This window comes from Virgibacillus sp. Bac330 (assembly GCF_003667845.1).
GTDB lineage: Bacteria > Bacillota > Bacilli > Bacillales > Amphibacillaceae > Virgibacillus > Virgibacillus chiguensis.
In genome coordinates this window covers 552,238-577,954 of the sequence record NZ_CP033048.1, presented here as the reverse complement: position 1 = coordinate 577,954, position 25,717 = coordinate 552,238, and the positions used below count along the sequence as shown (strand labels likewise).

The window sequence follows — 25,717 nt, the reverse complement described above, 5'->3', positions numbered from 1 at the left end:
CTGTCTTTCTTTCTGCTATTCCAATATGCTTTGCGAATACTGTTTAATTAATTCATATATAGTAAACGTATCCTTAGCCTCCATTACGAGCTCTTTATTATTTTTTTCAGAAAACAACTTCGTTAACTGTGCTAACGCTTTTAAATGTTGTTCGTTATCTTTAGAAGCTAAGACAACGATAATTGAAACTTCTTTGCCTAATAAATTTACCGGTTGTTTCAAACAAAGCATACTTAACCCCGTTTGAAATACATTCTTTGATGGACCAGCATGAGGCAAAGCAAATTGGTCAGAAATAACAATGTAAGGACCATTCTTATCAACGGCTTGCAGCATGTCATCTATATAACGTTGATTAATAAACCCTTCCTTTACTAAAGGTTGAGCTGCACAAGTAATTGCTTGTTGCCATGTAGAAACACTAGTTTGCAATTGAACATGATGAATAGGCAATAACTGTTGTAAACTTTGCTTTTGAGGATTCCTAACTATCTGTTCAGGAGTATACAAAAATCTCCTTAATTCTTTTCGCAGCTCATCTTCTTTCTGAATAGTAGCATAGCGATGAACGATATCTAAAAGCGTTTCCACGGAATATTCTTGTCGAGCATTGATGGAAAATAAACTATTAACGTTTTTCAACAACTGTTCTTTCTCATCATTGTTTAATACAGGGCTAACAACAAACACAGGTACACCTCGATCTGGAAGACCTATGGTTGAAACAATAAAATCAACAGCCAAATTCATTTGTTGGTATTCTCTTAATGACGTTACACCTTGAAATTCAACATTCGAAAACAGTGATAATAATTGACTCTCTAGTAATTTGGAGGTTCCTAAACCATTCGTACAAACGATTAATAAACGCTTAGGTTTATCTTCAAGAACAACCCCTTCCCTTCGAAGCCATCCGCCAAAATGAGTAGCAATAAAAGCGATCTCATTGTCATCTACTACTTTTTCAATAAGCTCTTCAAAATGTTTCATCACTTGCTTTGTAATTTGAAAAACTTCTGGATATGTCTGTTTAACCGAATCCAGCAATGTATTTTCTAATTTAATTCCATACATAATTCGATAATATGCAGGTTTTAGATGAAGGAGCAAATTATCCATAATCTGTTTCGGTTCATCAAATTCCACTGCCGCATAGAGTTGAAAATCATTGACCATTTTTTCAACTACATCTATTAAAGACTTCATAACGCTATCTTCTTTATTTGGCGTCAAATCATAATTCACTTTCGCACTGAGTAAATATTTAGCGAAATAATAACTCTCTTTTTTCTTATCTGTATCATCTATGTCGTTTGCTAATAATTCTTGACATAGCGTTTGTACACCTGCGTAAACATCCGTTGTCTCAATAATTTCCTTCTCGATAGGATCTATTTGGACAATAGCCTCTTGTTCCACTCGCTTTATAAAACAATGAAACCAGAGTACTAAACTGTTTAGCACGTCATCAATAATTTCAATTTTAAATCGTTGCTCATATTTAATGAGATGACGGTGAATATGCTGCAGGACTTTCACATTAAATATAGTGTACGTTGGTGGCAGGTCTTTTTCATGTGCATGTGGATAATGTAATAGGCTGTACCAATTGTCCATTGGAGTAACAACAGAAAGATATTGAGTAATTGTTTTTCTAACGTCTATTTCTTCTCCTATAATATGGTACCCTTGTCTTCGGTTAGTATGCATTTGTAATTGCTCAAGTTGAATTTCGTTTTTTAATGCCTTTATATCTTCTAATACTGTATTTCTACTTACTTGAAAAAGGTTTTGAAAATCTTCAAGAAAATAAGTTTTAGAACTGCATGTAATATGCAAATATATCCATGCTTTGCGTTCTTCTTTTGTATACTCATAATAATGAGCTTGAACGAGCGAATCCGTTTGACTTAGAGCTTCTTTTGTACTTGCCTCTAGATAAAAGCCCTCTGCTCTCACTTGTTTCACGATCTCCAACTTTTGCTTTTTAAGCCAATCATTGATTTTTCCTATATCGTTATAAATCGTTCTTCTCGAAACGTGAAATGCTTTCGCCAGCTGTTCACTTGAAAGATATCCTTCTTGTTCAACTAACATATTCAGTACTGCCATACTACGTTGGTTCATGAATTTACCACCTGCCATTTTATGAATTAGTAGTATGTCTTAATTTTATTATAAGCGAACATTTCTATTCCCATAAGACCAAAAATATCACAGGGGTTTGTGCAATAAATGGGCGGAGGTCAATTTATTTGCATATGAAGGAGAAGATGAAGGCTTGCCGAAGGGCGGGGGGGCTACTCCTGTTGCAGGAGCATGATTCCTAAAAACTTTAGTTGATTCGCTCCGCTCGCTACGTTTATCTTTTAAAAAAGGCGAGGCTTTTTTAAGTGCGTCAATAACCGATTTAATTTCCTTTTATCACCATAAATAAAATAATGCATCTTAAAACGAGCAATCTCATATAGAAAAAGGAGCTGTCAGCAAATGCATAATATGCATTTTGCGACAGCCCCTTTTTTTTCGTAAATCGGGACATCAAAAGATGTACATACTGTAACCATTTAATAACGCACCCGCATATTCAGTGAGTCTTTTAGGCTGAGTCCGGCAACAAAGGCTTTCAGTCGCGGAGCAAACCACCATTTCACACACTGGTGATTTTAATTATTTTCAGTTGCTAAAGCGATCTGATCAAAACACTGAAAAGGCAAATATGGTGAAGAAACAATTAATAATAAAATGAATGCCGTGATTATTGAAATGCTATCATGGCTTAACCTGAAAAATAAAGATGATAAATCTATTCATTATATGATGATAAATCTATTCATTATATAATGACATAAGATAATCATATATTTCATTATTGTCATCTAAAACCTTATAAATCTTATTGTTATTTGGGGTAGGCACTACAATATATTCTTTCGCTATTTTGTACTGCTGTTCCGTTCCATCTTTAAAACGGATAAATAAATAAAAAACGCTATTTGTATTATCTTCAATTCTTCCGCCATTATAAATACGAAGATCACTATTTAATATCTGATAAATTTCATCTTCATTGTCTAAGGTTAACACGCTATCATTCTCAGGTGCAATATACTCAAAGTCTTCGGTTACTATACCACCCTGTCGAATCTCTATTCTATTTACTTGTTCAAATTTTTCCTCATTTGTAAGGTTATCTTTAAATACATTCACAAATGTAGTTGGCAATGACGTTAGTGATATATTAAAATACCCAATAACAAAAAACACCATTAACATTATGCCAATCAATACGTATTTGCGTTTTGACATTAAATTCCCCTTTGAACAATTAATTTAATTATTACCACCTATCTTAGCTAATTTACCCAAATAAAACAATAATAAATCGAAAATTCACATAAGAAAGATCAAAGCACAAGTTTTAATCACTAGCAAATTTAGTAATACAAGCTGACCCCATTACGCTTAATTAAAAAAATCCTATTTATTGAACTCATTATCGACTTGATCATTTAATTTCGTCGATATATCAGCTAGTAATGAGGCTGAAGAAGATACTTCCTGCATAGACGCATTTAGTTCCTCAACGACGGCTACAATATTTTGGAGATTAGCTGTCGATTGACTCGCAACACTAGATACATCTTCCATAGATGAAGTAACGCCATTCATATTTTCCTTTACCTCATGAACAGCTTCTGATAAATCTTGAATAAATTCATCAACTACATCCACATCTTGAGAAATAAGCTGAAATACTTGAGAAATTTCACCATTTCTGGATACACCTTGTTTAATCGTATTTCCACTTTCCTGAATGACATCAATAACTTCTTTTGTTCCACCTTGAATTTCATCAATTAGATGCTGTGTTTTAGCTGTTGCTGCATTTGTTTGCTCTGCTAATTTGCGAACTTCTTCAGCAACTACAGAGAACCCTTTCCCATGCTCACCCGCACGCGCAGCCTCAATTGCAGCATTTAAAGAAAGCAGATTCGTTTGATTCGATATATCCGTTATAAGCGACAATATTTCTCCAACCTGATTCATTTTTTCTTTTAAATCATTGACGACGTGAATAGAATCATCCACTTGCTTCGCTATCTCATCCATTTGCTCGGTAGCACTAAAAACAACATCACTTCCGTTTTTCGCATTTTTCTTAGCCGTTTTCGACGTCTCTTTTACAAATTTCGTACTTTCATCTATTTCCGTTAACGTAAAAAAGACTTGCGATGAAGAATCATTAATCGTTTGAATGGATTGTGTTTGCATATCGGCTCCAGAAGCTAATTCTTGAATGGACGCAGAAATTTCGCCTGTTGCTTTCGTCGTCTCTTCCGTTGTAGACATCAACTGCTGAGAAGATGCAGCTGTTTGTTCAACTAACTCCATTACTTGTCGATCTTGTTCATTTACTGAATTATTCTCTGTATTCATTATCCACTCCTTCACCCACTTATACACAGGATGGTGGAGAGAATCATCTCCGCTAACATCTATATCTTTTACATTTTGTTTAAACGGAGAAAACAGAAAATGTCCATACATATAGGCAAAGCACAGGGAGAGTAAACTTGCAATAGATAGCCCGATTATTGCAGAAATAGATTTTAAACTAATATCTGAGATAATGAATATGAAAAGTGTAACCAAAGGTATAAAGGTAATAATTAAAGTAAATAAAAACAAATACAATAATAATGTTTGATAAACCGTTAAGCTTCTTCCTACTTTTTTCATCTCTTTTCATCCTTCATTTATTTTGAATTCTGGAATACCCATGAACTCCAGTGCTTCATCTAATTTCGTAAAAGCTCGTATGGAGTCATATGTACCTGCTGTTCTAGATAAGCGATTCAACTGCATTTTTAGCGCCACACTTGGTGCTACAGTAGCATTTTTCTCAATATTACTGCTTACCCATTCCATAAATTTCCCCCATACCATATTTACCTCTGGCTTAGCTACACCTATAATTTTGCTATTATCATTAAGGAATTTTTTTATTTCGGGTTTTTGTAAAACTTCTTTTACTGCATTTGCATGCTTCTCAGCTTCCTCTTTCGTCCCAGCCATTTCAAAGTAGTTAAAATATAGTACATCTTTATACACTTTCATTTCATACTTAGCCATTGTTCTTCTCCCTTTCTTCAACTACTGATTTAAAAATATGCAATGCATGAATTGCCTTTGGAAATCCTGCATAAGCACTACAATGATTTATTAATTCTAAAATTTCCGACTGATGAACACCTACGTTTAGCGCTGCATGGAAATGATAGGTTAACCCTCTTCCAGCATCTCCTTGGGTGATTAAAGAAGATAATGTAATAAGCGCTCGTTGCTTTAAATCAAGCGAATCATTGTGATAAACATCCCCATAGCCAAATTCTAAAGCAAGCTTAGCTAAACGTGGCGAGAACTTTTCAACTTCTTTCATCGCATCTATTCCTTTAGAACCGGCTAATTCTTCAATTTGCTTCCATCCTCTTTCTTGTTTGTTCAATATGTTCATCTCCTATCTTGGTATTCATATGAAGAAGGGAAAGATGGCAAATTTCCACCTTACCCACGTTTTAATGTTGGAGGGACTTCCTCTTTTTCCACTAGGATTTCAATAACTGCTGTTTGTCGCTCTTTTAACGCTATTTCAGTTGCTTGGACAATTTCTTCCATTTCTGTGCAACGATAACCGATTGCGCCTAGAGATTCAGCAAACAATGTTGCATTCATTGCAGTCGTATACCTTGTTCCTGCTGATCTACCAATGTTATAACGCATGCCTTTATCTACCATGTCAAGCATGCCATTATTAAACACATAGAAAATCATTGGAATTTTTTGGTTTACAGCTGTCGATATTTCCGTTCCCTGCATCATCACACAGCCATCACCTGTAAAACTAACAACAGGTGTTGCTTTCGCAGCTATTTTTGCTCCAATTGCAAAATTAATCCCGTGCCCCATTGCACCAAATACATCGTCAAAAAAGAAAGTACCAGATTTTACAATATCAAAATATTTAATAGCATAAAAAGTATGGCTACCATCATCTCCAAATACAACGGTCTCCTCAGGTAATACGGCTCTTAAACATTTCATAACTTCTGCTGTAGATAAATTTCGGTATGCAGCTTGGTCTTTTTTCTTTTCTTCTATATCACGTATTTCTTTTTGCCAATACGGCTTTAAATGGGGCGTTTCCCTATTTGAAGTATAGTTCGTATTTAACTGCTGAAGATTCTTTTTTGCATCTCCTTTAACAAATACAGTATCTACTAAAATAGACTTTCCGATAAAATCAGCCTGTTGATCAAAATGAATCATTGTTTTAGGGTATTGTTCACTTGCCAATCCAGCTATTGACATATCCGTCAACTTAGAACCAATAACAACCATCACATCTACACCCTCAGCCATATAAGCAGTAGCGGCTTCCGTACCACCTAGTCCATACGCCCCTAATGAAAGTCGATGTTTTGTGGGAAATGTGCCTTTACCTCCTGGTGTAGTCATGACCGGAATATTCCATTTTTCGCTAAACTGCATTACTTCTCGGTAAGCCTTAGCTATGTGAACCCCTTTTCCTAACAATAAAACAGGGCGTTTCGCATCTTGCAATATGTGGGCTGCTTGCTTCAGATTCCCGGAAATAGGAGTATCATTTATTAGCTTTATAGGCGATGTGAATGGGGCTATCTTATCAATAAGTACATCTAGGGGAATGGATAAATGTACTGGCCCTTTTTCTCCAAGCAAGGCTCGTTCTAAAGCGTACTGCATATATTTTTTTAACAGGTTTGCATCCTCTACCTTTGCGCTAAACAACGTTACAGAACGAAACATTTCTGTTAAATCCGTACCAAACATACTTGAGTCTTGACCAACTGGCTTACCCATATCCGTTAATGGTGGATGACCAGTAATAAACAAGACAGGTGCATGATATGCTTTTGCTTGTGCTGCGGCTGTAAGAAGGTTCGTTCCTCCAGGACCTGATGTACCAATAGCAACTGCTAAACTATCATTTTTCAAGGCATAGCCTGTTGCCATATAACCAGCACTACATTCATGTCGTGCTAATACAAAATTCATGTCGCGATGTTCCATTTCTAAAATGAGTGGCACAATAGGCTTACCTGGAACTCCAAAGGCATATTGGCAGCCTTGTCCTTTTAAGATTTCTACGATTTGTGCTGCAACGGTTAACATATTTTTTGCTCCCCTCCTTAGAAGATGTTTTATGCTTTTGCTTTGTTTATATCGGTGGATATTATGGTATATTTAGTCATTTCTTCATTTTATTAGCTGAAAAACCAAAAAGACTTGGCTTAAAGCCAAGTCTTTAACGGATTAGTAATTGTAATACTGTTATTTCGTATATTCAAGCAATGTAAAACTAGTTTAAAAATTTCACACAGACTACTTCAGGAACTTCGACAGTAGAATCCATTGGTGTTAATTTTCCCGTCTTTTGGTCGCGTGCAAATAAAACTAAGTTTCCACTATGCTGATTGGAAGCAACAATGAAGGACCCACTAGGATCTAATACAAAATCACGTGGCCACTCTCCGCCTGTTGCAGTGAATTCTATAAAGGTTAATTCGTCTGTTTCTGCATCTACTTCAAATAGCGCGATACTATTGTGACCGCGATTACCAGTGTAAACAAATTTCCCGTCTGACGAGATATGAATCGCACTAGCATCGTTTGTTTCTGTGAAATCTGCTGGTTTCGCAAGCACGGTTTGCTTTTCTGAAAAACTTCCTGTTTGTGCATCATAATCTAGCACAATTACTTCTGAACTAAGCTCCGTAAGTAAATACGCTGTTTTCCCATTGGGATGAAATACAATATGTCTTGGACCACTTCCCGGTTTTACGGTTCGTGTTTGATGACGAACAAGTTTATTATCTTCTATACGGTAGGTTACTAGCTCATCTGTACCTAGATCACAAACGACTACATAGTTATGATCTGGCGTAAATCCAGCAAAATGAACGTGTGATTTTTCTTGACGCTCATGAGGACCATCACCGCTATGTTGTATAGCGGACGCAGTTACTAATGCTTTGTTATCTTCAAAAGCGTATAAAACTACCTCTCCTCTATGGTAATTACCAGTAACTATTTGATTGTCATAAATGGATAAGTGACATGGGGATTTCCCTTCTGTCATTTGTTCATCTATTTTTATTAGTTCCCCTGTTTCTTGTTTTATTTGATAAGCTTGTACACCGCCTAAATCTCCGTCTTGTCCAATGGAGAACAAGTAACGGTTATCCTCACTAACGGCTACATACGTTGGACTCCCAACTTCAGCGGCTACTTCAACTGCTGTTATTTTTTTCGCTTTTGGATCTAATTCAAAACGATAGATACCCTTACTTGTATTACGCGTATAAGTCCCTGCATATCCAAGAAAATTATTTTTCATGATGATACCTTCCTTTTTAAAGAGATGTGTACTTAAAGTCTAAGCGCAAATGAATAAAAAGTAAAACACGGAGAGGGAGAAACTTCTTAATATCCTGATTACTTTAGTAAAGGGTTACGTATCAATCAGTGAACTACTCACCACTTAGCTTCGCTTGAAGTGGGAGCTTCTCATTTCCACGACGAAAGCAACCTTTCGTCTCCATGAGCGTTACTTCGGGAAGTTCCTGCCCTAGATGTCCAACGAATCGGAGTTTCTTTCGTACCTTGGATATTTTACGCATGGAAGGATTCGCTTGGTTTTCGCATTATTAGTTTCTCCATGCAACCTCATATATCCAGTTTTCAAAGAACACTTCATGCTCTTATGGTAACATGCGTTCGGTCAATTAGCACGTCTAAAGACGTACTTGACCGAAAGCCAATTCATCTCCACCTTACCGCTGGGATTTCACCCTTCACACGCTTGAAGATGGAGACTTCTTGGCTAAAAACGTTAAAAACCATATTATTTACAATTTCTCCATTTTACCTATCAATGGATCTACTAATATTGCCTAATATTGCCTTTAATTATTGGAGAGGACCCTAGTGCTAAAGAAAGTTTTCACAGAGAATAAATCAACCATATGAATAAGAAAATAATAGGGAATATAATAAGTGTTAATTTAAACGTTTCTTTTGGTTGCTTAAACCAACTGCGAATATATAGCGGAATACCTAAAGCAACTACATCAAAAATAGCTAATCCGACAGATTTATATGCTTCTTTGTTTTTAATTGTAATTACCCTTTATGATATTTACCAATTTTTACAAACACAGTACGGATAAATCCCATTAATACTGCTAGCAAATAATTGATTACCTAATGTACGATTTGCTATACTTTTCTAAAACAATACACTATAAGCATGCTTACTTTTTTTATAGTGTGAAAATGGAGGTAAAGATATTGAAATTAAAGTCCTTACTACCCTTCTTGCTACTATCACTATTCGCGCTAATACTAGTAGCATGTAATAACGACGATACAAGTGAAACTAAAGAGAATAGTGATAAAGTAGACGTTAAACAATTAGTAAACGATTACAGCACGGACAAAAAAGAAGCAGAATCAGCTTCGATTACTGGGGAAGAGCTCATTGTAAATACTACAGCTGGAAAAGAAAAAAGCTATGAACTCCCTAAAGATGAATTTTTCGTTTCTATCGCTCCATTTGTCGAACAAACGCATCCTTGTACTTACCATAGTTTAACAGGATGCCAAGGTGAAATGGTAGAGAAAGAATTTGATGTATATATTGAAGATGAAGATGGTAATGTCGTTGTCGATGAAAAAGTAATGTCTTTGGCAAATGGTTTTATTGACTTATGGGTTCCTAGAGATAAAGATTACTCGATTACAATTAAGCATGATGGCAAACAAGTTGTATCAGAATTTTCCTCCTATACAGAAGACCCAACTTGCCTTACCAATATGCAATTAACGTAGGTATCACTTAGCTAAAGCCTAGATCAACGAACTTTAGACAAGAGGTGGCTTGCAAGCACGCCTAAGATTAGATTTCAATTTATAAATAGATAATGGACCAAAGTATGCTAATCTTTAGGATTTTTATAGATAAAACGCATTTCTTCATCTAAAAAGCGTTCTTGCATAACAAGGGGAAATCTGCTATAGTACAGACAATCGAATATATTCCTATTTCAAAATGTTATTGAAATAAGGATAGAGGTGCGAGGCTCAAAAGTACACTTTTGGAGGATAATGAGATCCATAGAAAATAGTGAAAAGGGTGCCTTGCCGAAGTTGTAGAGAACTCATTGCTTCTACAGCTGGTTCTGCTATTGAACAAATACAGGACTGTCATATAGGTAACTATATGGAGGGCTATCTAGACGCATGAAGCTTTTACACTTTCAAAGCAGCAGCGATATGCCGTCGCTGTTGCTTTTTTGCGGACAAAATTGCCTTGTTACCTACACTATAATTTTAAAAAAGGGTGTGAAGTAATGAATTTTGGCCAAGTTATCACTGCAATGGTAACACCATTTGACAACAACGAAAATATTGATTTTTATGCCGTTGAAAAACTTGTCAACTACTTAATTGAAAATGGATCGGATGGTTTAGTTATTGCTGGTACTACTGGAGAATCACCAACATTAACCAATGATGAAAAAATCGCTTTATTTAAACATGTAGTTACAGTTTCTAAAGGACGAGCAAAAATAATAGCCGGAACAGGTTCTAATAATACGAAAGCTTCCATTGAATTAACCAAGCAGGCTGAAAAAACTGGTGTCGACGCAATTATGCTTGTCACTCCTTACTACAACAAGCCTTCTCAAGAAGGGATTTATCAGCATTTTTCTACGATTGCTAACGCAACACATTTACCAATAATGCTTTATAACGTACCTGGCAGAACTTCTGTCCATGTAGAAGCGGATACGATCAATCGTCTTTCCAACATAAAAAATATTGTATCCGTTAAAGAAGCAAGTGGTAATTTAGATCAAATGACAACCATAATCTCTAACACTCCAGATAATTTCACTTTATACTGTGGAGATGATAGCTTAACGCTACCTGGCATTGCCATTGGTGCAAATGGTATTGTATCCGTTTCCTCTCATATTATTGGTAACCAAATGCAGAAAATGATCCAGCACTTTAGGAATGGTGACGTCACTACAAGCGCAAAATTGCACCAAAAATTACTGCCAATAATGAAAGCAATGTTTGCTCAGTCAAGTCCGGCTCCGGTTAAAAGTGCTCTAAATATGCTAGGCGTTATGGTTGGAGATGTCCGTCTGCCAATACAAGGGTTAACAAAGATGGAATGGGATACACTAGAACAACAACTTACTGCCTCTGGCATTTTAAAATAGATTTATTCAATACCATGAAGTGAGTACCTTCTATACAGTTGTAATCCCTTGAAGATAAACGTCATAAATATGAACAATTTGTTACATTGTCGTTACCCCAAACAAAAAAGTGTCGAAATTTGTAAATTTACGATACAATGATACCGGAGTTAGTTTGTAAAAAATTTCTTTTGGGGGTAACAACATTATGAAAGCAGCAGTATGGTATGGAAAAAAAGACATTCGCGTAGAAGAAAGAGAACAAAAACCATTAAAAGACACAGAGGTTAAAGTAAAGGTTGCATGGGCTGGTCTATGCGGTAGCGACTTACATGAGTATGAAGAAGGTCCAGTATTTATTCCAACAGAAAAAGAAGATGAATTAGCTGGTGGTATTGCGCCGCTTACCATGGGGCATGAATTTGCTGGTGTCGTTGAAGAAGTTGGGGCAAAGGTAACAAACTTCAAACCAGGCGACCGCGTAGCTGTAAATCCAACTATTACGCATGGCGACAAATCAGAAGATCTTGATCCATATGATGGTTTTTCTTTTGTTGGCTTGCACACAGATGGTGGATTCACATCTTTTGCCAATGTGCCAGAAAACAACGTGTATCTTTTACCAGAACCATTAACTTTACAAGATGGGGCATTAATTGAACCTACAGCAGTAGCAGTTCAAGCTGTGAAAGAAGCTGACATGCAATTTGGCGACACTGTTGCAGTATTTGGTGCTGGTCCAATTGGCTTGTTAACCATCCTAGCAGCAAGAGCAGCTGGAGCAAGCAAAATTATCGCATTAGACTTATCTGAAACACGTTTAGAAAAAGCAAAAGAAGTTGGTGCGACACACGTCATTAATTCAGGGGAAACAGACCCAGTAAAAGCTGTTTTCGATATCGTCCCTGAGGGTGTCAATGCTTCATTTGAAGTTGCTGGTGTAGCGCCTACTTTCAAACAATCGATTGAAGTAACAAAACCACGTGGAACGATGGTCATCGTTTCTATTTTTGCTAGACCAATTGAGTGGAACCCAATGCAACTAACTGGAAAAGGTGTGAAAATCACTTCTACTATTGCGTACACACCAACATCTTTCCAACAAACAATCGACTTAATGGCAAGTGGACAATTAAAACCACAATCCGTTATTACTAACCAAATTCAATTAGATGACATTGTAGAAAAAGGATTTGAATTATTATCTACAGATAAGTCACAAGCTAAAATCTTAATTGAGCTAAGTGGCGAAAAATAAGCACAACAACGAAAAAATATACGTTTACATTGTTTTAAGAACTGCACCTGTATCTTGACGCTCACAAAAAAGTGAAAACGTCTAGAATATACAATTGCTTTCTAATTAAAAACGTGTACTTGTGAAAAACGAACGAGGTCTAGCCAAATACTTTTTGGATAGACCTTGTTTTTTACTCAGCAAATTTATTAGAAATGTTTACAAGATGATGTATACACACACTTCAACAGTTCCTTTTCCATATATCACCTATACTTTTTACATCCCGCTTCTTTCATACCATTTAGGAACAATCCGTGCAAAACAATCATGATCTTCTATAACATGCATTGAATACGAAAGCATTTGTTCAAATGTGCCCATTTTCTTGCCCCAGACAAGCGCAGATACAATATGCATCGCACTATATAAGGTGTATAAGTTCCAAAATTCCTCGTCTCCGGCAAGCCCGCCTTTAGTCGGCCTTCCTATTTAGAACGAACCGATGATGACTTATCGTAAGGCAATGGAGTGAAGTCGCCTAGTTGCTGGGCGCTTGCGCCGGACGTGGCTAAATAACTTAGTTGGTTTATCCACAGCTGCTAAATTTTATAATTTCCTAGTCCATAAAAAAATTCGGAATACACTGCCTTTTCATGAAAAAGCAATGTATTCCGAACTTTTAACGAAATAACAAAGAATAGACTATGCTATAACGGCATAAGCCATACCTTTTTCATAGTCAGTTTATTTACGGTAAACCGGTAGAAACTTGCAGGCCATATCCCCGCGATTATATGAAAGTTACGATTTAATTTGAATGGGATAAGTATAACATTCATTTCTAAAAAAACAACCCTATGTTCATTTGTTGCAAAAATCAAATATTACCTTGTTTCCCACCTTATTAAATAATTAAAAAACGAACAATAAAATATATATGCTTAAAAACATTCGATATTGACGAACTTTCAACATAGTGATAAGATAAATTCGTGTTTTTTCGACATATTTTACAGGGGGCATCCAAATGCAATTTAAACAACAATATGCAGCCATAAAACAGGTAGCTGAGGATATTTATTATCATCCTGAACTTGGATATAAAGAAAAACGTACAAAAAAACAAGTCATTGATTATTTAAAGGCAGTAAACCCTAATATAGACATTGAACATTTTAGTTTAACTGGTTTTAAGACAAGCTTAGAAACTAATGGAACAGATGATTTACACATTGCTTTTATTGCTGAATTAGATGCAGTCTATGCACCTACCCATATGTATGCAGATGAGCAAACAGGAGCAGCCCATAACTGCGGTCATTACTCACAAATAGCGATAGCTCTAGCGCTTTATCAGTATTACTTTAAAACAAAGGCATACAAACATTTGGATTTCAAGCTTACATTCGTTTTTGTACCGGCAGAAGAATACTTAGATTTAACCTATCGTCAGCAATTGTTACAAAAAGGTCAAATTAGTCATTATGGTGGGAAACCAGAAGCTATGAAACTAGGTATTTTTGATGACATCGACCTAAGTATATGTGTGCATGCCATTGGCGGAGAATTTTCTAAACGAACCATTGAAATGAATTGCGATTTGGCTGGTTTTTTATACAAAAAATACACCTTTGAAGGGAAAGCCACACATGCTGGATTTGATCCATTTTCTTCTAAGAATGCGTATCATATGTCAACGTTATTTAATACTGCAATCGGACTTAGTCGTCAACAATTAAAAGAGTCAGAGCATGTTCGAATTAATCCGATCATCATGGAATCAGATATGTCTACAAATGTTATTCCAAATCACATCGTTGTAGGAACAGATTTGCGAACGAAATCTGTAGACTATTTAAAAGCGACAGCAGAAAAATTAGACGATGCGGCGAAAGGAAGTGCCATGGCTCTGCAAGGAAATGTAACGATTGATACACAAATGGGCTATTTACCATTTGTACAAGATAGGTATTTATCCACGTTTGTTGAAGCAGCATTCCATAAAAACACTGAAATTGATGAAATACTAAACGATAATTTTATTAGCGCTGCCGGTGATATAGGTGACCTTTCCTTTATGATGCCATGTATACAAATTGGCTATAGCGGCTTTACTGGAACCATCCATGGAGATGACTTTATAGATGTCGATCCTACGTTTATTTACGAGATATTTCCGCGATTTTTAGCACAAGTACTGGAACAAATGAGTGGAAGCATTGACAAAGCAAAGCTATATAAACAAAGCTATACAGCTTACCAAGAACTAATCGCATCTATTGTTCAAAATAACATGAATCCAACAAAGAAATGAGGCAGAACATGAACAAAAATTTGATTTTTTTAATTGCTTTTGCACTAATTATTATTACCATCTCTGAATTAATAGGTTTTCAAGCTATACCATTAGGTTCGTTTACAATTGGACTACTCCCTTTAGTTTTTGCCATTATATTAACGATGTTCTTAGGTCTGAAATTATTTCGTAAAGGAATCATGAAAAAAATATACAGTGAAAAGAACATTCATTTTGCTAGCACATACCTTATTTTAATTATGCTGCCATTAATGGCACGATACGGAGCAGATGTCGCACCACAAATTAGAGACATCTTGCAGGTCGGTTGGGTATTTATTATTCAAGAACTTGGTAATTTAGGAACGGTGTTCATCGGGTTACCAGTTGCTCTTTTGTTAGGTTTACGCCGAGAAGCAATTGGTGCTACGTTAGGTATTGGCCGGGAGGGAGAGCTTGCATATATCTCAGAAAAGTACACATTGGAATCTAAGGAGGGACGAGGCGTTCTTTCCATCTACATTATTGGAACATTATTTGGGGCTATCTTTTTTAGTGTTTTTGCACCTATTTTACTCGATTTAGGAATTCGAATTGAAGCACTTGCTATGGCATCTGGTGTGGGATCAGGCAGTATGATGAGTGCAGCTTCAGCAACATTAGTCGCGCGTATCCCTGAAATGGAAAGCACCATTCTTGCCTATGCTTCTGCCAGCCAACTTCTCACTAGTTTTCTTGGCACCTTTACTATGGTATTTTTAGCTGCGCCTATTCAAGCATTTATGTATAAGAAACTAGTTCGAGGTGATAAAAAATGAGTATTCAAAAGAATAAATATGTCAAATATGGTCTAATTCTTCTCTTAAGTGTAGCATTAATTTTGTTTACAATGGAAATTAAATTGATAAAAAATCCCGAATCAACCCCTATAACAGCAATGACCTTTGCTGGTCTTGGTGTATTGTGGCTTTTTTCCATGATTGGTATTTTCATTTCTGATATGATGCAAAAATCCTCGGTGAAATTTATTCGCAATTTCCCGATCTTAGGCTGGGTTTCGATTACCTCGCTTTTATTATGTTTACTATCCGATTTTTTTGTCCAAGCAATTCAAGCAGTTGACTTTCTTTCCATAACTACACCAATATTAACCTTTGCGGGTATATCTGTTGCAAATCGTCTCGTTGATTTACGAAATACTTCATGGAAAGTTGCCATCGTAGCCGTCTTTGTTTTTACCGGAACATATGCAGGCAGTGCCTTACTTGCACAGATTGGCTTGCATTTATCTGGAAATTAGACCGTTTATCTTTTATAAACCGTGTAAACTTTGAATCATCGTTTTACACACCTACTATTTGTCACAATGCAATCTTACTTGGTTAAATGATTCCATTTAAGGGTCATAAAACCAGAGAGACATTAACATTCATTAAATAGCAAAAGCTGAACAATAATAAAAGGATTGTTCAGCTTTTTTATCAAGGAAGTAAACATCACTATATCATTCTTTATTTCCATTTCTACTAGAATCAATTGGTATGAACACAGAAAAACTTGGCTTGTCGCCAAGTTTTTCTGTGACAAGTTTTCTTTATTAGGCAACCTACCAAGTATATTTCAGTTGATGTTAGTTAGTATTCAAATGCTTTTGTATTAATAGTTGACACAGTTTTTAGGATTTACGATCAACAGATTATTTTAGTCCATTTTGCTTGCCACGTTACCAAAAAGCGTGACCACCATCTCCTATAACTATAATCTAAATAAATCATAGGAGATGGTGTTGTTAATAGAAAATACCAGCTCTGTTTTCCTTTATTTTATCCACACACCCATATTGAGCTTTAACCTTGTTACAGCTAATATCTTGAATGTTAAAAATGTATATTTAATTCTTCATGAATTGCTTTTTCTAAGTATTCCTCAAAACTCTCTGCTATAATTTTTTTACCACCGAAATTAAAATCAAATGTAATAATTTCTGTATCAGGGAAATTAAAGCCCACTGGATTTCCTGCACCGTCTATACCAATGGCAGTAAAGTTCTCATATCCTTTGGGCAGTACCTTCCTAAAATGTAGTGATTTATCTACAAATGACGGTGTTGCAACAAACTCCGCCTCTTTTAATCCCAAAACAATAGCCTCACCAACTGCTCCAGAACCATATCTCAAAAGAAATTCTTTAAAATCCTTTGGTAATTTTACATTTAATTCATCTTCTGCTTGGTTTACTTCCACAATATTAAGAGGTCCTCCAAAAGCTTCTGGGAACATTTCAAACTCTTCATTAATGGCATTTAATATTTCTCTCTTCATTCAATAAGCCCCCTTTTAATCATTTCATTGGCATACCTTGCCTTCCAATATTCTTTACGCCACTTATTAAATTCTAACCTACCTTCTCCACTGCCAACTCCACCGGAATTTCCAAATGGATGTTGTCTTTTATTCCCTAAATCATGGTATCTACTTGGCATCTCAATTATTGGTCCCTCAACTTTTTGTTCATGGTGATGGAGTACAATTGTATCATTTGCTCCATCCTTTGGTGAGTAACCTTTTTTAAATGAATATATCAATTGTTTATCAGACATATGCGATAATGAACGCTGTGCTTTCACTTCAAATCCTCTAAAATGTGCTGCGAATTTATGAGTTTGCTCATAGCCTTCTAGCGCTTGTTGGATATCCCTTGGTGATACTTTATAAATATCTTTTGTTGAATTTAATTTGCCGGTACTCCCAGATTGTACTCTAGCATCCTTCATATTGAACATCTGTGTACTAGCTTTATCTTCAAATTCTTTATCTCTAAGTATAAAGTTTGCGCCACCAGTTGAAAGGGCATAGTCTTTACCAAAAGTGAACTTCTCTCTCACTTTAGCCATTCCAGCTTTAGCTGCATCTACCTTTTTCCGATAATAATTACCACTAAAAGGCTTACTATCCAATAACTTCGGAGCTCTTCTTGCTGCGCCTGCGCCTAGTTTTGCAACGCCTGATGCTCCTTTGACAGCCATACTACCTGGTATTAAGGCTGGAATAGTCGCACCAGTGAAGTACATAACTCCCTCTTGTTCCACAGTATCTGTGAAGGCTTGGGCAGTTGATTCCACTGCACGCATAGGGTCTTGTAAGAATTGTATCGCAGCTCGTGTGTAGGCATCAACTGTTTCATCTGCGCTATCTTTTAACCAAGATGGCTCCACAGGATCAGGAACAACGCCAGATACGGCGACAACACCTGCATCTTTAACAACGGTTAGCAGTCCCGTAACCATGCCCGCAATACTGTTTACTATTCCTTTTTCAAAGTCATCGACAGCTTTGTTTACACTACTGACAACATCCATGACACCTTCAAAGAAATTCGTATATTTCCTTTTTACGTTTCCGGCCAAGTTATTGTATTCATCATCCGCATTCTCAAATTTTTTTACCTTAGAATTATATAAATCCCATAACTCGTCCATATTACGTTCCAGCTTTTTTCTTGTTGCTTCAATACTCGTTTGGATTCGCTCCATATGGCGTCGGTTGATCTCACTTGCTTCTTTTTCCGCATCCGTTGGGTCATCAAACATACCGAAAAATGAAGCAGGTTGCTGATAGCTTTTGTTTAATGCCTTAAACAGATTATTCGTTATACCGCCCTCTATTTGCTTTAAATTCGCCCAAATATCATTACGATCCACACGCATCATCGTATTCCTTGAAATCGGTGAGATATATCTCGTCGTGTCTGTTACATAATTTTCAAACAGGGATAAAAGGTCATTGATCTGTGTTTCATAATTAGCAATTTTTTCTTTCGAGCTGCTAATGTTCTGATCCCATGCTTCAACACTTTTTCCCTCATTTGTTTGCACAAAGGTACTCACTTTATTAAGTGAATCGTCCATTTTTTCTAAAGCACGCTTATATGTCCGAAGTTCTCCAATAATATCATCTAAAACCCCATAATTAATTTGTAAGTCACGCTTCACAAACTATCCTCCTTCTCCCTCTCCCTCGTTATTAAGACATTTCCGTTTTCTTCCTCTATATAAATTCTAATGGTAAAATAACCCATACACCATGCGTCTTTTTTCCTTGTTTTTATATAGGTGGTTTTTACTACTTAAATAACCACCTGCTAAAGCAGGTGGATTTAGACATAAATGTCGACGACTAAAGTCGTTTCCCAGGCTAAAGTCCTGCTCAAAGGCCTTAGCTAAAGCATCCTCAAGCTAGACTAAACTCATTCTTCTATCCTGAATATTTCGTCCTTACCTTCATTGAATTGATTTGCTATATAATTTCTTATCATTTCTTCCGTTACCGTTCCTACGGTGGCACAAAAATATCCTCTTGCCCACAAGTGCTGCCCCCAATATTTCTTTTTAAGTTCTGGAAACTCATCCTGCAATAATCTCGATGATTTTCCTTTTAGATACTGCAATATTTTACTTGGAGCAATACTTGGAGGACAAGATAATAATAAATGAATGTGATCTTTTCCAACACTTCCTTGCAATATGGTAATTCCTCTGGCTTCACAACCTTGTCTTAGCAAATCACGCACTCTCACCGCTTTATGCCCGCCCAAAACCTTATATCTATACTTTGTCACCCATATGACATGATACTTAATATCATACACAGCATGACTATTTTTTCTATATCCTTCCATACTTTCACCTCTTCACTTAGTATGGACAAAAAAGATAAGGCTAAAAGCGGATACCGTCTAAAGACGGTGGAGTTAAACCACGCATTTGCAAATTAAATAACCAACCACACTTTTATATTTTTTGATAGATGGTTTTGGTTTAGGAAACCTTAGATAACATACAGCACACAAGATGTTTTGATTTAACAGCTTATTTAGTAGTTAAAAATCCTTCGTTAATTGCTGTTTCACTTCTTCTCGTAAAGCTGTTTTTAAAAATTTACCTACAGATGTTTTTGGTAACGCATCCATAAATAAAATGTCATCAGGCAGCCACCATTTTACAAATTGTGCTTCTAAAAATGCGTATAAATCCTGTTGACCTACAATGCTTCTATAATCATCTTTTAATACAACACAAGCAACTGGACGTTCTTGCCATTTTTCGTGAGGAACGGATACCACAGCAGCTTCATACACTGCTTCGTGAGCCATAAGAGCATTTTCTAAATCTACCGATGAAATCCACTCTCCACCACTTTTTATTAAATCTTTCGTTCGATCAACAATTTTTACGAACCCTTCCTCATCAATGGTTACAACATCGCCCGTATACAGCCAGCCATCACGAAACGAATCGTCACTACGGTCATCTTTATAATACGAGTCGGCAATCCAAGGTCCTCTAACCAGCAGCTCTCCCATTTCCAGACCATCTCTTTTTATATCTCCATTCTCATTTATAGCTTTTATTTCAATTCCCGGCACCGCCATTCCTTGTTTTGATTTTATATCTAATTTATCCATTTCTGACAGTTGTTTTTGGGAACTTTTTAATTTGGAAAATAAGGCTAACGGTGTCGTTTCAGTCATCCCATATGCATGAAAAAACGGTATGTTATGTTTCATTTCAAAGGCTTTTATCATTCCAAATGGCGCTGCAGAACCTCCGCATAATATTCCACGCAAACTATCAAGCTGGTATGTTTTCTTATCTAATTCTTTTAATAAACCTAGCCAAATAGTAGGAACACCTGCTGTAATGGTTACTTTCTCTGTTTCTATTAATCTTGCTAAAATTTCAGGTGTTGGAAAGGGTCCTGGTAGAACTTGTTTAGCTCCCATCCATGTTGCTGCATGCGGCATGCCCCAAGCATTTGCATGAAACATTGGAACGACAGGCATAGAAACATCTTCTTCAGAAACGGCAGAAGTATCAGCTAGACTTAAAGCCATCGCATGTAGAACAAGACCCCTGTGGGAGTATACAACCCCTTTCGGCTTCCCTGTTGTTCCTGATGTATAGCATAATTCTGCTGCTTCCTTTTCCTCCATGTCCTTTTTAAAAGCAAATGTAGTATCCCCATCTTCTAGAAACTGTTCATAATGTAAAACAGAAGGTAATGTAGATGCAGGAACCCATTCTTCGTCTGTCATTACAATAATTGTTTCTACTGTGTCAAGCTGATGGAATATGCTTTCTATCGCAGGTAAAAGCTCCTCATCGACAAGAATCACTTTATCTTCCGCATGGTTTATAATATATGTGAGCTGTTCAGCTGATAAGCGAATATTAATAGTATGCAAAATCGCACCAATAGATGGCACCGCAAAATAAGCTTCTAAATGGCGATGATGATTCCAAGCAAATGTCCCAACTCGATCTCCTTTTTGTATCCCTAATTCCTCTAATGCATGAGCTAACGCTCTTACTCTGCCACCAAGTTCCTTATACGTTAAACGATGCATATACTTTTGCGTTCTAGAGATGATTTCCTTGTTGGGAAAATATTCCTCTGCACGTTCGATTAACGATGTTATTAATAAAGGGCTATCCATCATACTTGCTCCACTCCTTTTTAATGATTTGCTAAGATGATGATTCTCCTGTTTGCAGCGCTTCTCTAAGACGATATTTCAAGATTTTTCCCGACGCATTGCGAGGTATGGAATTTTCTTTAATAAATGCTGTCGGTACTTTATAGCTAGCTAAATGTTGACGACAAAACGTTTTTAGTTTTTCTACGTCCAAACTTTTACCTTCTTTTGCAACAACAATTGCAACAAGTTTTTCTCCCCATATTTCATCTGGTAATCCAATTACTGCTACTTCTAATACATCCGGGAATTGAGAAAGAACTTGTTCTACTTCTGTAGAATAAATATTTTCACCACCGGATATAATCATATCTTTCTTTCGATCAACAAGGGTAATATACCCATCTTCATCTATGATTGCTAAATCTCCAGTATAAAGCCATCCGTCTCTCAGCGTTCGTCTCGTCTCTTCGGGATTTTTATAATATTCCTTCATCACCATTTCACTTTGAATAATAAATTCACCTACTTCATAAGGTGCAGCATCCTCTCCCCATTCATTGACGACTTTGACTTCCGTACAGAGCATAGCCCTTCCACCTGCACCCATTTTTGTCTTATGTTCTTCTGGCAACAATAGAACTCCACCTGGACCAGCTTCCGTTAAACCACACATATTGTAAAATTGATCGTGATTAAATAAGTGCATCACTTTTTTCAATAAAGCTGTTGGCATCGGTGCAGCACCATAACCGCAACGTTTTACTGAAGAAAGGTCATAAGTTTCATAATTCGGCACTTGGAGTAAGAAATTATACATGGTCGGGACAGCAAAGAAGAGCGATATTTTATATTGTTCAATTGCTTGTAGAACTTGAGCGGGATGAAAATCTTGATGGATAACTTGCGTAGAACCTAGAAGAGTACCTGTAATCATAAATAGGTTTAATTGTGCGGAATGGAATAATGGCGCAACGTGAAGTAATTTGTCTGCAGGATCTATTTTCATCATAATGGCTGAGGTAAATGCGACATAAAGGATTCGATGGTGGTCAAATAAAGCCCCTTTAGGGTTTCCAGTTGTACCAGAAGTGTATAATATTTCAGCATCATCTGATTCTGCAACTTCTACATTCGGTTCTAATACATTTTGTACACGAATATCATGTATCGTTTGGATGTTTTCATTAGCTTGATCACTCGCACAAATGCATAACTTTATATTCGGATTATTTTCTGTAATTTGCCGAACCAAAGAAACATAAGCTTCATCAAAAAATAGAACAGAAATGTCTGCATCCTCCACAATGTATTTTATTTCGCCTGCTGTTAAACGAAAGTTAATTGGTACAGCAATAGCTCCAATTTTCATAATGGCATAAAATACAATCATAAATTGATCGGAATTTTTCATTAAAACACCTATTTTTTCCCCTTTCCCTACATGATGGGTTAATAAACCATTAGCAAGCTTATTAACTTCGTCGTTTAATAGTTTATATGTGTAGGTCTGGTTTTCAAAACAAACAGCTTGCTTATCTGGAAACTGCCGCGCATTTCTAGCTAACGTCGATCCTATATTCACATCTATCCCTCCCAATTTTGTGTAACAAAGGCTCAGGGCGCCCGGCTAGCAACGCAGCGACTGGAGCGAATCAACGAAAGTTTTACAAACCATACCACTAAAACAAAAGTATGCCGACGCACGAAGGCAAACCCGTTTTTAGTCGGGCTTCCTATTTAGCACGAACCAATTGTGACTTAGCTTAGGGCAATGAAGTGAAATCGCTTAGTTGCTGGGCGCTGAACCGAACGTGGCTATTCCGTTAAATCGGTATCCCAAAGCAACAAATTTTATACTTCCTTATCTCTCTCTTTAAAAATCATCCGTATTCCAACACAAAGAACGCTTCTACACTATAACAAATTATCACATGTTAGGTTCTATCGTATAAGCCCAGTTTTTCTAAAAAAGCTAAAGTGTAATGAACGACTTGTACTTTTCTACCTCCCCATTTTCGTTTAGATTTCATCTTGTAAAGCTGTGGTAGAACTATGAGCTATATATGGTTCAAGCACTTCCCTATGCTCTCCATGCTTAGGAGCTAAAGAACGAATGCTTCCTGGTGTTTTAGAGAGTTTTATAGGTATGCCTATCTGCTTCACCTCCCCAACTGTAGGATGGGAGATGGATACAACCATATCTCGTGCCCTTACTTGGGCATCTTTTTCTACTTCCGAAAAGTTTTGAACGGGGGATATACAAGCCTCTACACCTTCAAAAAGTTGTACCCATTCGTTTAATGATTTTTGTTGAATAACGGATTGAATTTCATACTTAACACGATGCTGTTCAAGTAAAGGCGCGTGTTGATAAGCGATTAGCTCCGTTTTGCCAATCGTATCGCAAAATACTTGCCAAAATTTTGGTTCCAATGCTCCTACTGCTAACCATCTACCGTCTCTTGTTTCATAAACCTCATAGCATGCTAATGCTCCACTTAAAGGCTGTTTCCCGCGTTCTGGTAATTCATCTGTAGCAAAGTAATTGGGCAAACTTGTTTGTAACCAAGCAAGAACACCGTCCATCATCGATATATCTATGAATTGTCCTTCTCCAGATTTCTGCCTCTCCCACAATGCAAGCATAATTCCTAATGCAGCAGGATAAGCACCGCCACCAATATCTGCAATTTGCGCAGCTGGTACAATTGGCTTTCCATTTTGTTCTCCTATGAGATATAATAATCCTGCATAGCTGAGGTAATTCAAATCATGGCCGGCTTTTGAAGCATATGGACCTGTTTGTCCATAGCCTGTAATCGAACAATAAATAATTTGCGGGTTAATCGTTTTTAATGTTTCATAATCTACGCCTAATTTTTTCATTACCCCCGGTCGAAAAGATTCAAGTACAACATCTGCATCCTTGACCATGTGTAAAAAAATGGTTCGATCTGCTTCCCGTTTCAAATTTAAGCAGACGCTCTTCTTGTTTCGGTTCAACGCGTGAAACATGGCACTGTCCTCATCAAGGAGAGGATAATAATTTCTAGCATAGTCACCCTTATCTTGATCTTCTACCTTAATAACCTCTGCACCAAAATCTGCAAGTAACATAGAACAATAGGGACCTGGCAATAATCGAGTCAAATCAAGTACACGGATGGATGTAAGCGGCAAAAGAACACCTCCTTGTTTAAAATTTTACACCAAGCTTTTTTTCTATTAAGCTAAACGTTCAATAATTGTTGCATTCGCCATACCATGACCTTCGCACATGGTTTGTAATCCGTACCGTCCACCTGTACGTTCCAATTCATGTATCATAGTTGTCATTATTCTTGCCCCACTGGCTCCAAGCGGATGACCGAGCGCAATTGCACCACCATTTGGATTAAGACGTTTTGGATCTGCTCCAGTTTCATGCAACCAAGCTAAAGCTACAGAGGCAAAAGCTTCATTTACTTCAAAAACGTCGATATCGGAAATGCTTAATCGGGCTATACGTAATACTTTTTCCGTAGCAGGTATTGGTCCCGTCAGCATAAGCGTCGGGTCAGAGCCAATCACCGTACGTGCTAAGACCCGAAACTTTGGCTTTAACCCTAATTCGTTTGCTTTGTCACGAGACATTAGCAATAGCGCTGCTGCACCATCACTAATTTGACTGGAGTTGCCAGCAGTGATTTTTCCACCTTCTTGAAATGCAGCCTTTAATTCGCTTAACTTATCCAAACTTGTTTGTTCCCTCGGTCCTTCATCATACCTCAACAAATCCGATGATCCATCTGGTAAGTTTACTTCTAGTGGCATGATCTCCTTATTAAAGTAGCCCGATTTCATTGCTGCAATGGCTTTTTCATGACTTATGAGTGAAAACTCATCTAGTTGCTGGCGACTAAATCCCCATTTATCAGCAATTCGTTCTGCGGATAGCCCTTGATTAATGATTTCATATTTGGAGGTTAAATTTTCATTTATTGTAACCCCTTGCATATTGGACCCCATTGGAACACGCGTCATATTTTCCACGCCGCCGGCAATGACCACATCCATGTCTCCGCTCATAATCGCTTGAGAAGCAAAATGAACAGCTTGTTGACTCGATCCACATTGACGATCAATCGTTGTTCCAGGCACTTCAACTGGAAAATCAGCAATTAATGCAGCTTGCCTAGCAATATCAAACGCCTGCTCACCTACTTGAGACACACAACCGTAGATGACATCTTCTACTAGTCCAGGGTCAATGCCTACTCGTTCTATCAATGCTTGCAAAGGTTTTGCCGCTAAATCTTCTGCACGTTTTGCTGACAAACTCCCTTTACGCCTTCCAACTGGTGTTCTTACAGCCTCTATAATTACCGCTTCTCGCAATATATGATCATC

At 37.0% G+C, this 25,717-nt stretch carries 21 protein-coding genes and 2 riboswitches; of the genes, 7 read left to right on the top strand and 14 right to left on the bottom strand.

Going from position 1 to position 25,717, the window contains the following annotated elements:
• Positions 1 to 15 precede the first annotated feature (15 nt).
• A complete protein-coding gene (locus D9780_RS02560; protein ID WP_162985767.1) occupies positions 16 to 2,127 on the bottom strand; it encodes a BglG family transcription antiterminator in 2,112 nt (703 codons plus the stop codon).
• 618 nt (positions 2,128 to 2,745) lie between these two features.
• Here D9780_RS02560 and D9780_RS21575 point away from each other — a divergent pair.
• The gene (locus D9780_RS21575; RefSeq protein WP_162985766.1) at positions 2,746 to 2,844 is read left to right on the top strand and encodes a hypothetical protein; all 99 of its coding nucleotides are present in this window, start codon (positions 2,746 to 2,748) and stop codon (positions 2,842 to 2,844) included.
• Here the strand turns inward: D9780_RS21575 and D9780_RS02555 are convergent.
• From D9780_RS02555 to D9780_RS02530, 6 genes are all read right to left on the bottom strand, one after another.
• Positions 2,830 to 3,309 carry a hypothetical protein gene (locus D9780_RS02555; protein ID WP_121639181.1) on the bottom strand — a complete coding sequence of 160 codons (480 nt, stop codon included), beginning with the start codon at positions 3,307 to 3,309 and terminating at the stop codon, positions 2,830 to 2,832. The genes D9780_RS21575 and D9780_RS02555 overlap by 15 nt on opposite strands.
• Before the next feature lie 171 nt (positions 3,310 to 3,480).
• Positions 3,481 to 4,743: a methyl-accepting chemotaxis protein gene (locus tag D9780_RS02550; protein WP_121639180.1), complete on the bottom strand. Its 1,263-nt coding sequence runs from the start codon at positions 4,741 to 4,743 to the stop codon at positions 3,481 to 3,483.
• Positions 4,744 to 4,749: 6 nt separating this feature from the next.
• The gene (locus tag D9780_RS02545) at positions 4,750 to 5,136 is read right to left on the bottom strand and encodes a hypothetical protein (protein WP_073005783.1); all 387 of its coding nucleotides are present in this window, start codon (positions 5,134 to 5,136) and stop codon (positions 4,750 to 4,752) included.
• Positions 5,129 to 5,509 (bottom strand): carboxymuconolactone decarboxylase family protein, encoded by a 381-nt coding sequence (locus tag D9780_RS02540; protein WP_084723532.1) that lies wholly within the window; start codon positions 5,507 to 5,509, stop codon positions 5,129 to 5,131. The genes D9780_RS02545 and D9780_RS02540 overlap by 8 nt, the downstream gene beginning before the upstream one ends.
• Positions 5,510 to 5,568: 59 nt before the next feature.
• Positions 5,569 to 7,215 carry a thiamine pyrophosphate-binding protein gene (locus D9780_RS02535; RefSeq protein ID WP_121639179.1) on the bottom strand — a complete coding sequence of 549 codons (1,647 nt, stop codon included), beginning with the start codon at positions 7,213 to 7,215 and terminating at the stop codon, positions 5,569 to 5,571.
• A gap of 187 nt (positions 7,216 to 7,402) precedes the next feature.
• Complete coding sequence (locus tag D9780_RS02530; protein ID WP_121639178.1) at positions 7,403 to 8,440, bottom strand: lactonase family protein; 1,038 nt, start codon at positions 8,438 to 8,440, stop codon at positions 7,403 to 7,405.
• 953 nt (positions 8,441 to 9,393) lie between these two features.
• Here D9780_RS02530 and D9780_RS02525 point away from each other — a divergent pair.
• From D9780_RS02525 to D9780_RS02500, 6 genes are all read left to right on the top strand, one after another.
• Complete coding sequence (locus tag D9780_RS02525; RefSeq protein WP_073005776.1) at positions 9,394 to 9,933, top strand: CueP family metal-binding protein; 540 nt, start codon at positions 9,394 to 9,396, stop codon at positions 9,931 to 9,933.
• 230 nt (positions 9,934 to 10,163) lie between these two features.
• Positions 10,164 to 10,343, top strand: a riboswitch (Lysine riboswitch).
• Positions 10,344 to 10,454: 111 nt separating this feature from the next.
• On the top strand, positions 10,455 to 11,336 hold the full coding sequence (dapA, locus tag D9780_RS02520; RefSeq protein ID WP_121639177.1) for a 4-hydroxy-tetrahydrodipicolinate synthase: 882 nt from the start codon (positions 10,455 to 10,457) through the stop codon (positions 11,334 to 11,336).
• A gap of 187 nt (positions 11,337 to 11,523) precedes the next feature.
• Positions 11,524 to 12,573, top strand: a complete 1,050-nt coding sequence (locus D9780_RS02515) for a 2,3-butanediol dehydrogenase (RefSeq protein WP_121639176.1) — start codon at positions 11,524 to 11,526, stop codon at positions 12,571 to 12,573.
• Between the two features lie 698 nt (positions 12,574 to 13,271).
• Positions 13,272 to 13,373, bottom strand: a riboswitch (purine riboswitch).
• Between the two features lie 209 nt (positions 13,374 to 13,582).
• Positions 13,583 to 14,869: a zinc-binding metallopeptidase family protein gene (locus D9780_RS02510; RefSeq protein WP_121639175.1), complete on the top strand. Its 1,287-nt coding sequence runs from the start codon at positions 13,583 to 13,585 to the stop codon at positions 14,867 to 14,869.
• Between the two features lie 8 nt (positions 14,870 to 14,877).
• The gene (locus D9780_RS02505; RefSeq protein ID WP_073005763.1) at positions 14,878 to 15,669 is read left to right on the top strand and encodes a DUF3100 domain-containing protein; all 792 of its coding nucleotides are present in this window, start codon (positions 14,878 to 14,880) and stop codon (positions 15,667 to 15,669) included.
• A complete protein-coding gene (locus D9780_RS02500; protein ID WP_073005761.1) occupies positions 15,666 to 16,151 on the top strand; it encodes a hypothetical protein in 486 nt (161 codons plus the stop codon). Before D9780_RS02505 ends, D9780_RS02500 begins: the two co-directional genes overlap by 4 nt.
• 577 nt (positions 16,152 to 16,728) lie before the next feature.
• Here the strand turns inward: D9780_RS02500 and D9780_RS02495 are convergent.
• The 7 genes from D9780_RS02495 to D9780_RS02465 all read right to left on the bottom strand — a co-directional run bounded on the left by D9780_RS02495 (position 16,729) and on the right by D9780_RS02465 (position 25,705).
• Positions 16,729 to 17,172: an SMI1/KNR4 family protein gene (locus D9780_RS02495; RefSeq protein WP_121639174.1), complete on the bottom strand. Its 444-nt coding sequence runs from the start codon at positions 17,170 to 17,172 to the stop codon at positions 16,729 to 16,731.
• Positions 17,169 to 18,842: an HNH/ENDO VII family nuclease gene (locus tag D9780_RS02490; protein WP_121639173.1), complete on the bottom strand. Its 1,674-nt coding sequence runs from the start codon at positions 18,840 to 18,842 to the stop codon at positions 17,169 to 17,171. The genes D9780_RS02495 and D9780_RS02490 overlap by 4 nt, the downstream gene beginning before the upstream one ends.
• Positions 18,843 to 19,096: 254 nt before the next feature.
• The gene (gene tnpA / locus D9780_RS02485; protein ID WP_121639172.1) at positions 19,097 to 19,528 is read right to left on the bottom strand and encodes an IS200/IS605 family transposase; all 432 of its coding nucleotides are present in this window, start codon (positions 19,526 to 19,528) and stop codon (positions 19,097 to 19,099) included.
• 201 nt (positions 19,529 to 19,729) lie between these two features.
• Positions 19,730 to 21,349: a long-chain fatty acid--CoA ligase gene (locus tag D9780_RS02480; RefSeq protein WP_121639171.1), complete on the bottom strand. Its 1,620-nt coding sequence runs from the start codon at positions 21,347 to 21,349 to the stop codon at positions 19,730 to 19,732.
• A 28-nt stretch (positions 21,350 to 21,377) separates the two neighbouring features.
• Positions 21,378 to 22,910: a class I adenylate-forming enzyme family protein gene (locus D9780_RS02475; protein WP_073013302.1), complete on the bottom strand. Its 1,533-nt coding sequence runs from the start codon at positions 22,908 to 22,910 to the stop codon at positions 21,378 to 21,380.
• Positions 22,911 to 23,347: 437 nt separating this feature from the next.
• Complete coding sequence (locus tag D9780_RS02470; RefSeq protein ID WP_121639170.1) at positions 23,348 to 24,508, bottom strand: CaiB/BaiF CoA transferase family protein; 1,161 nt, start codon at positions 24,506 to 24,508, stop codon at positions 23,348 to 23,350.
• Positions 24,509 to 24,553: 45 nt separating this feature from the next.
• A complete protein-coding gene (locus tag D9780_RS02465) occupies positions 24,554 to 25,705 on the bottom strand; it encodes a thiolase family protein (protein ID WP_121639169.1) in 1,152 nt (383 codons plus the stop codon).
• Between the last annotated feature and the right edge of the window lie 12 nt (positions 25,706 to 25,717).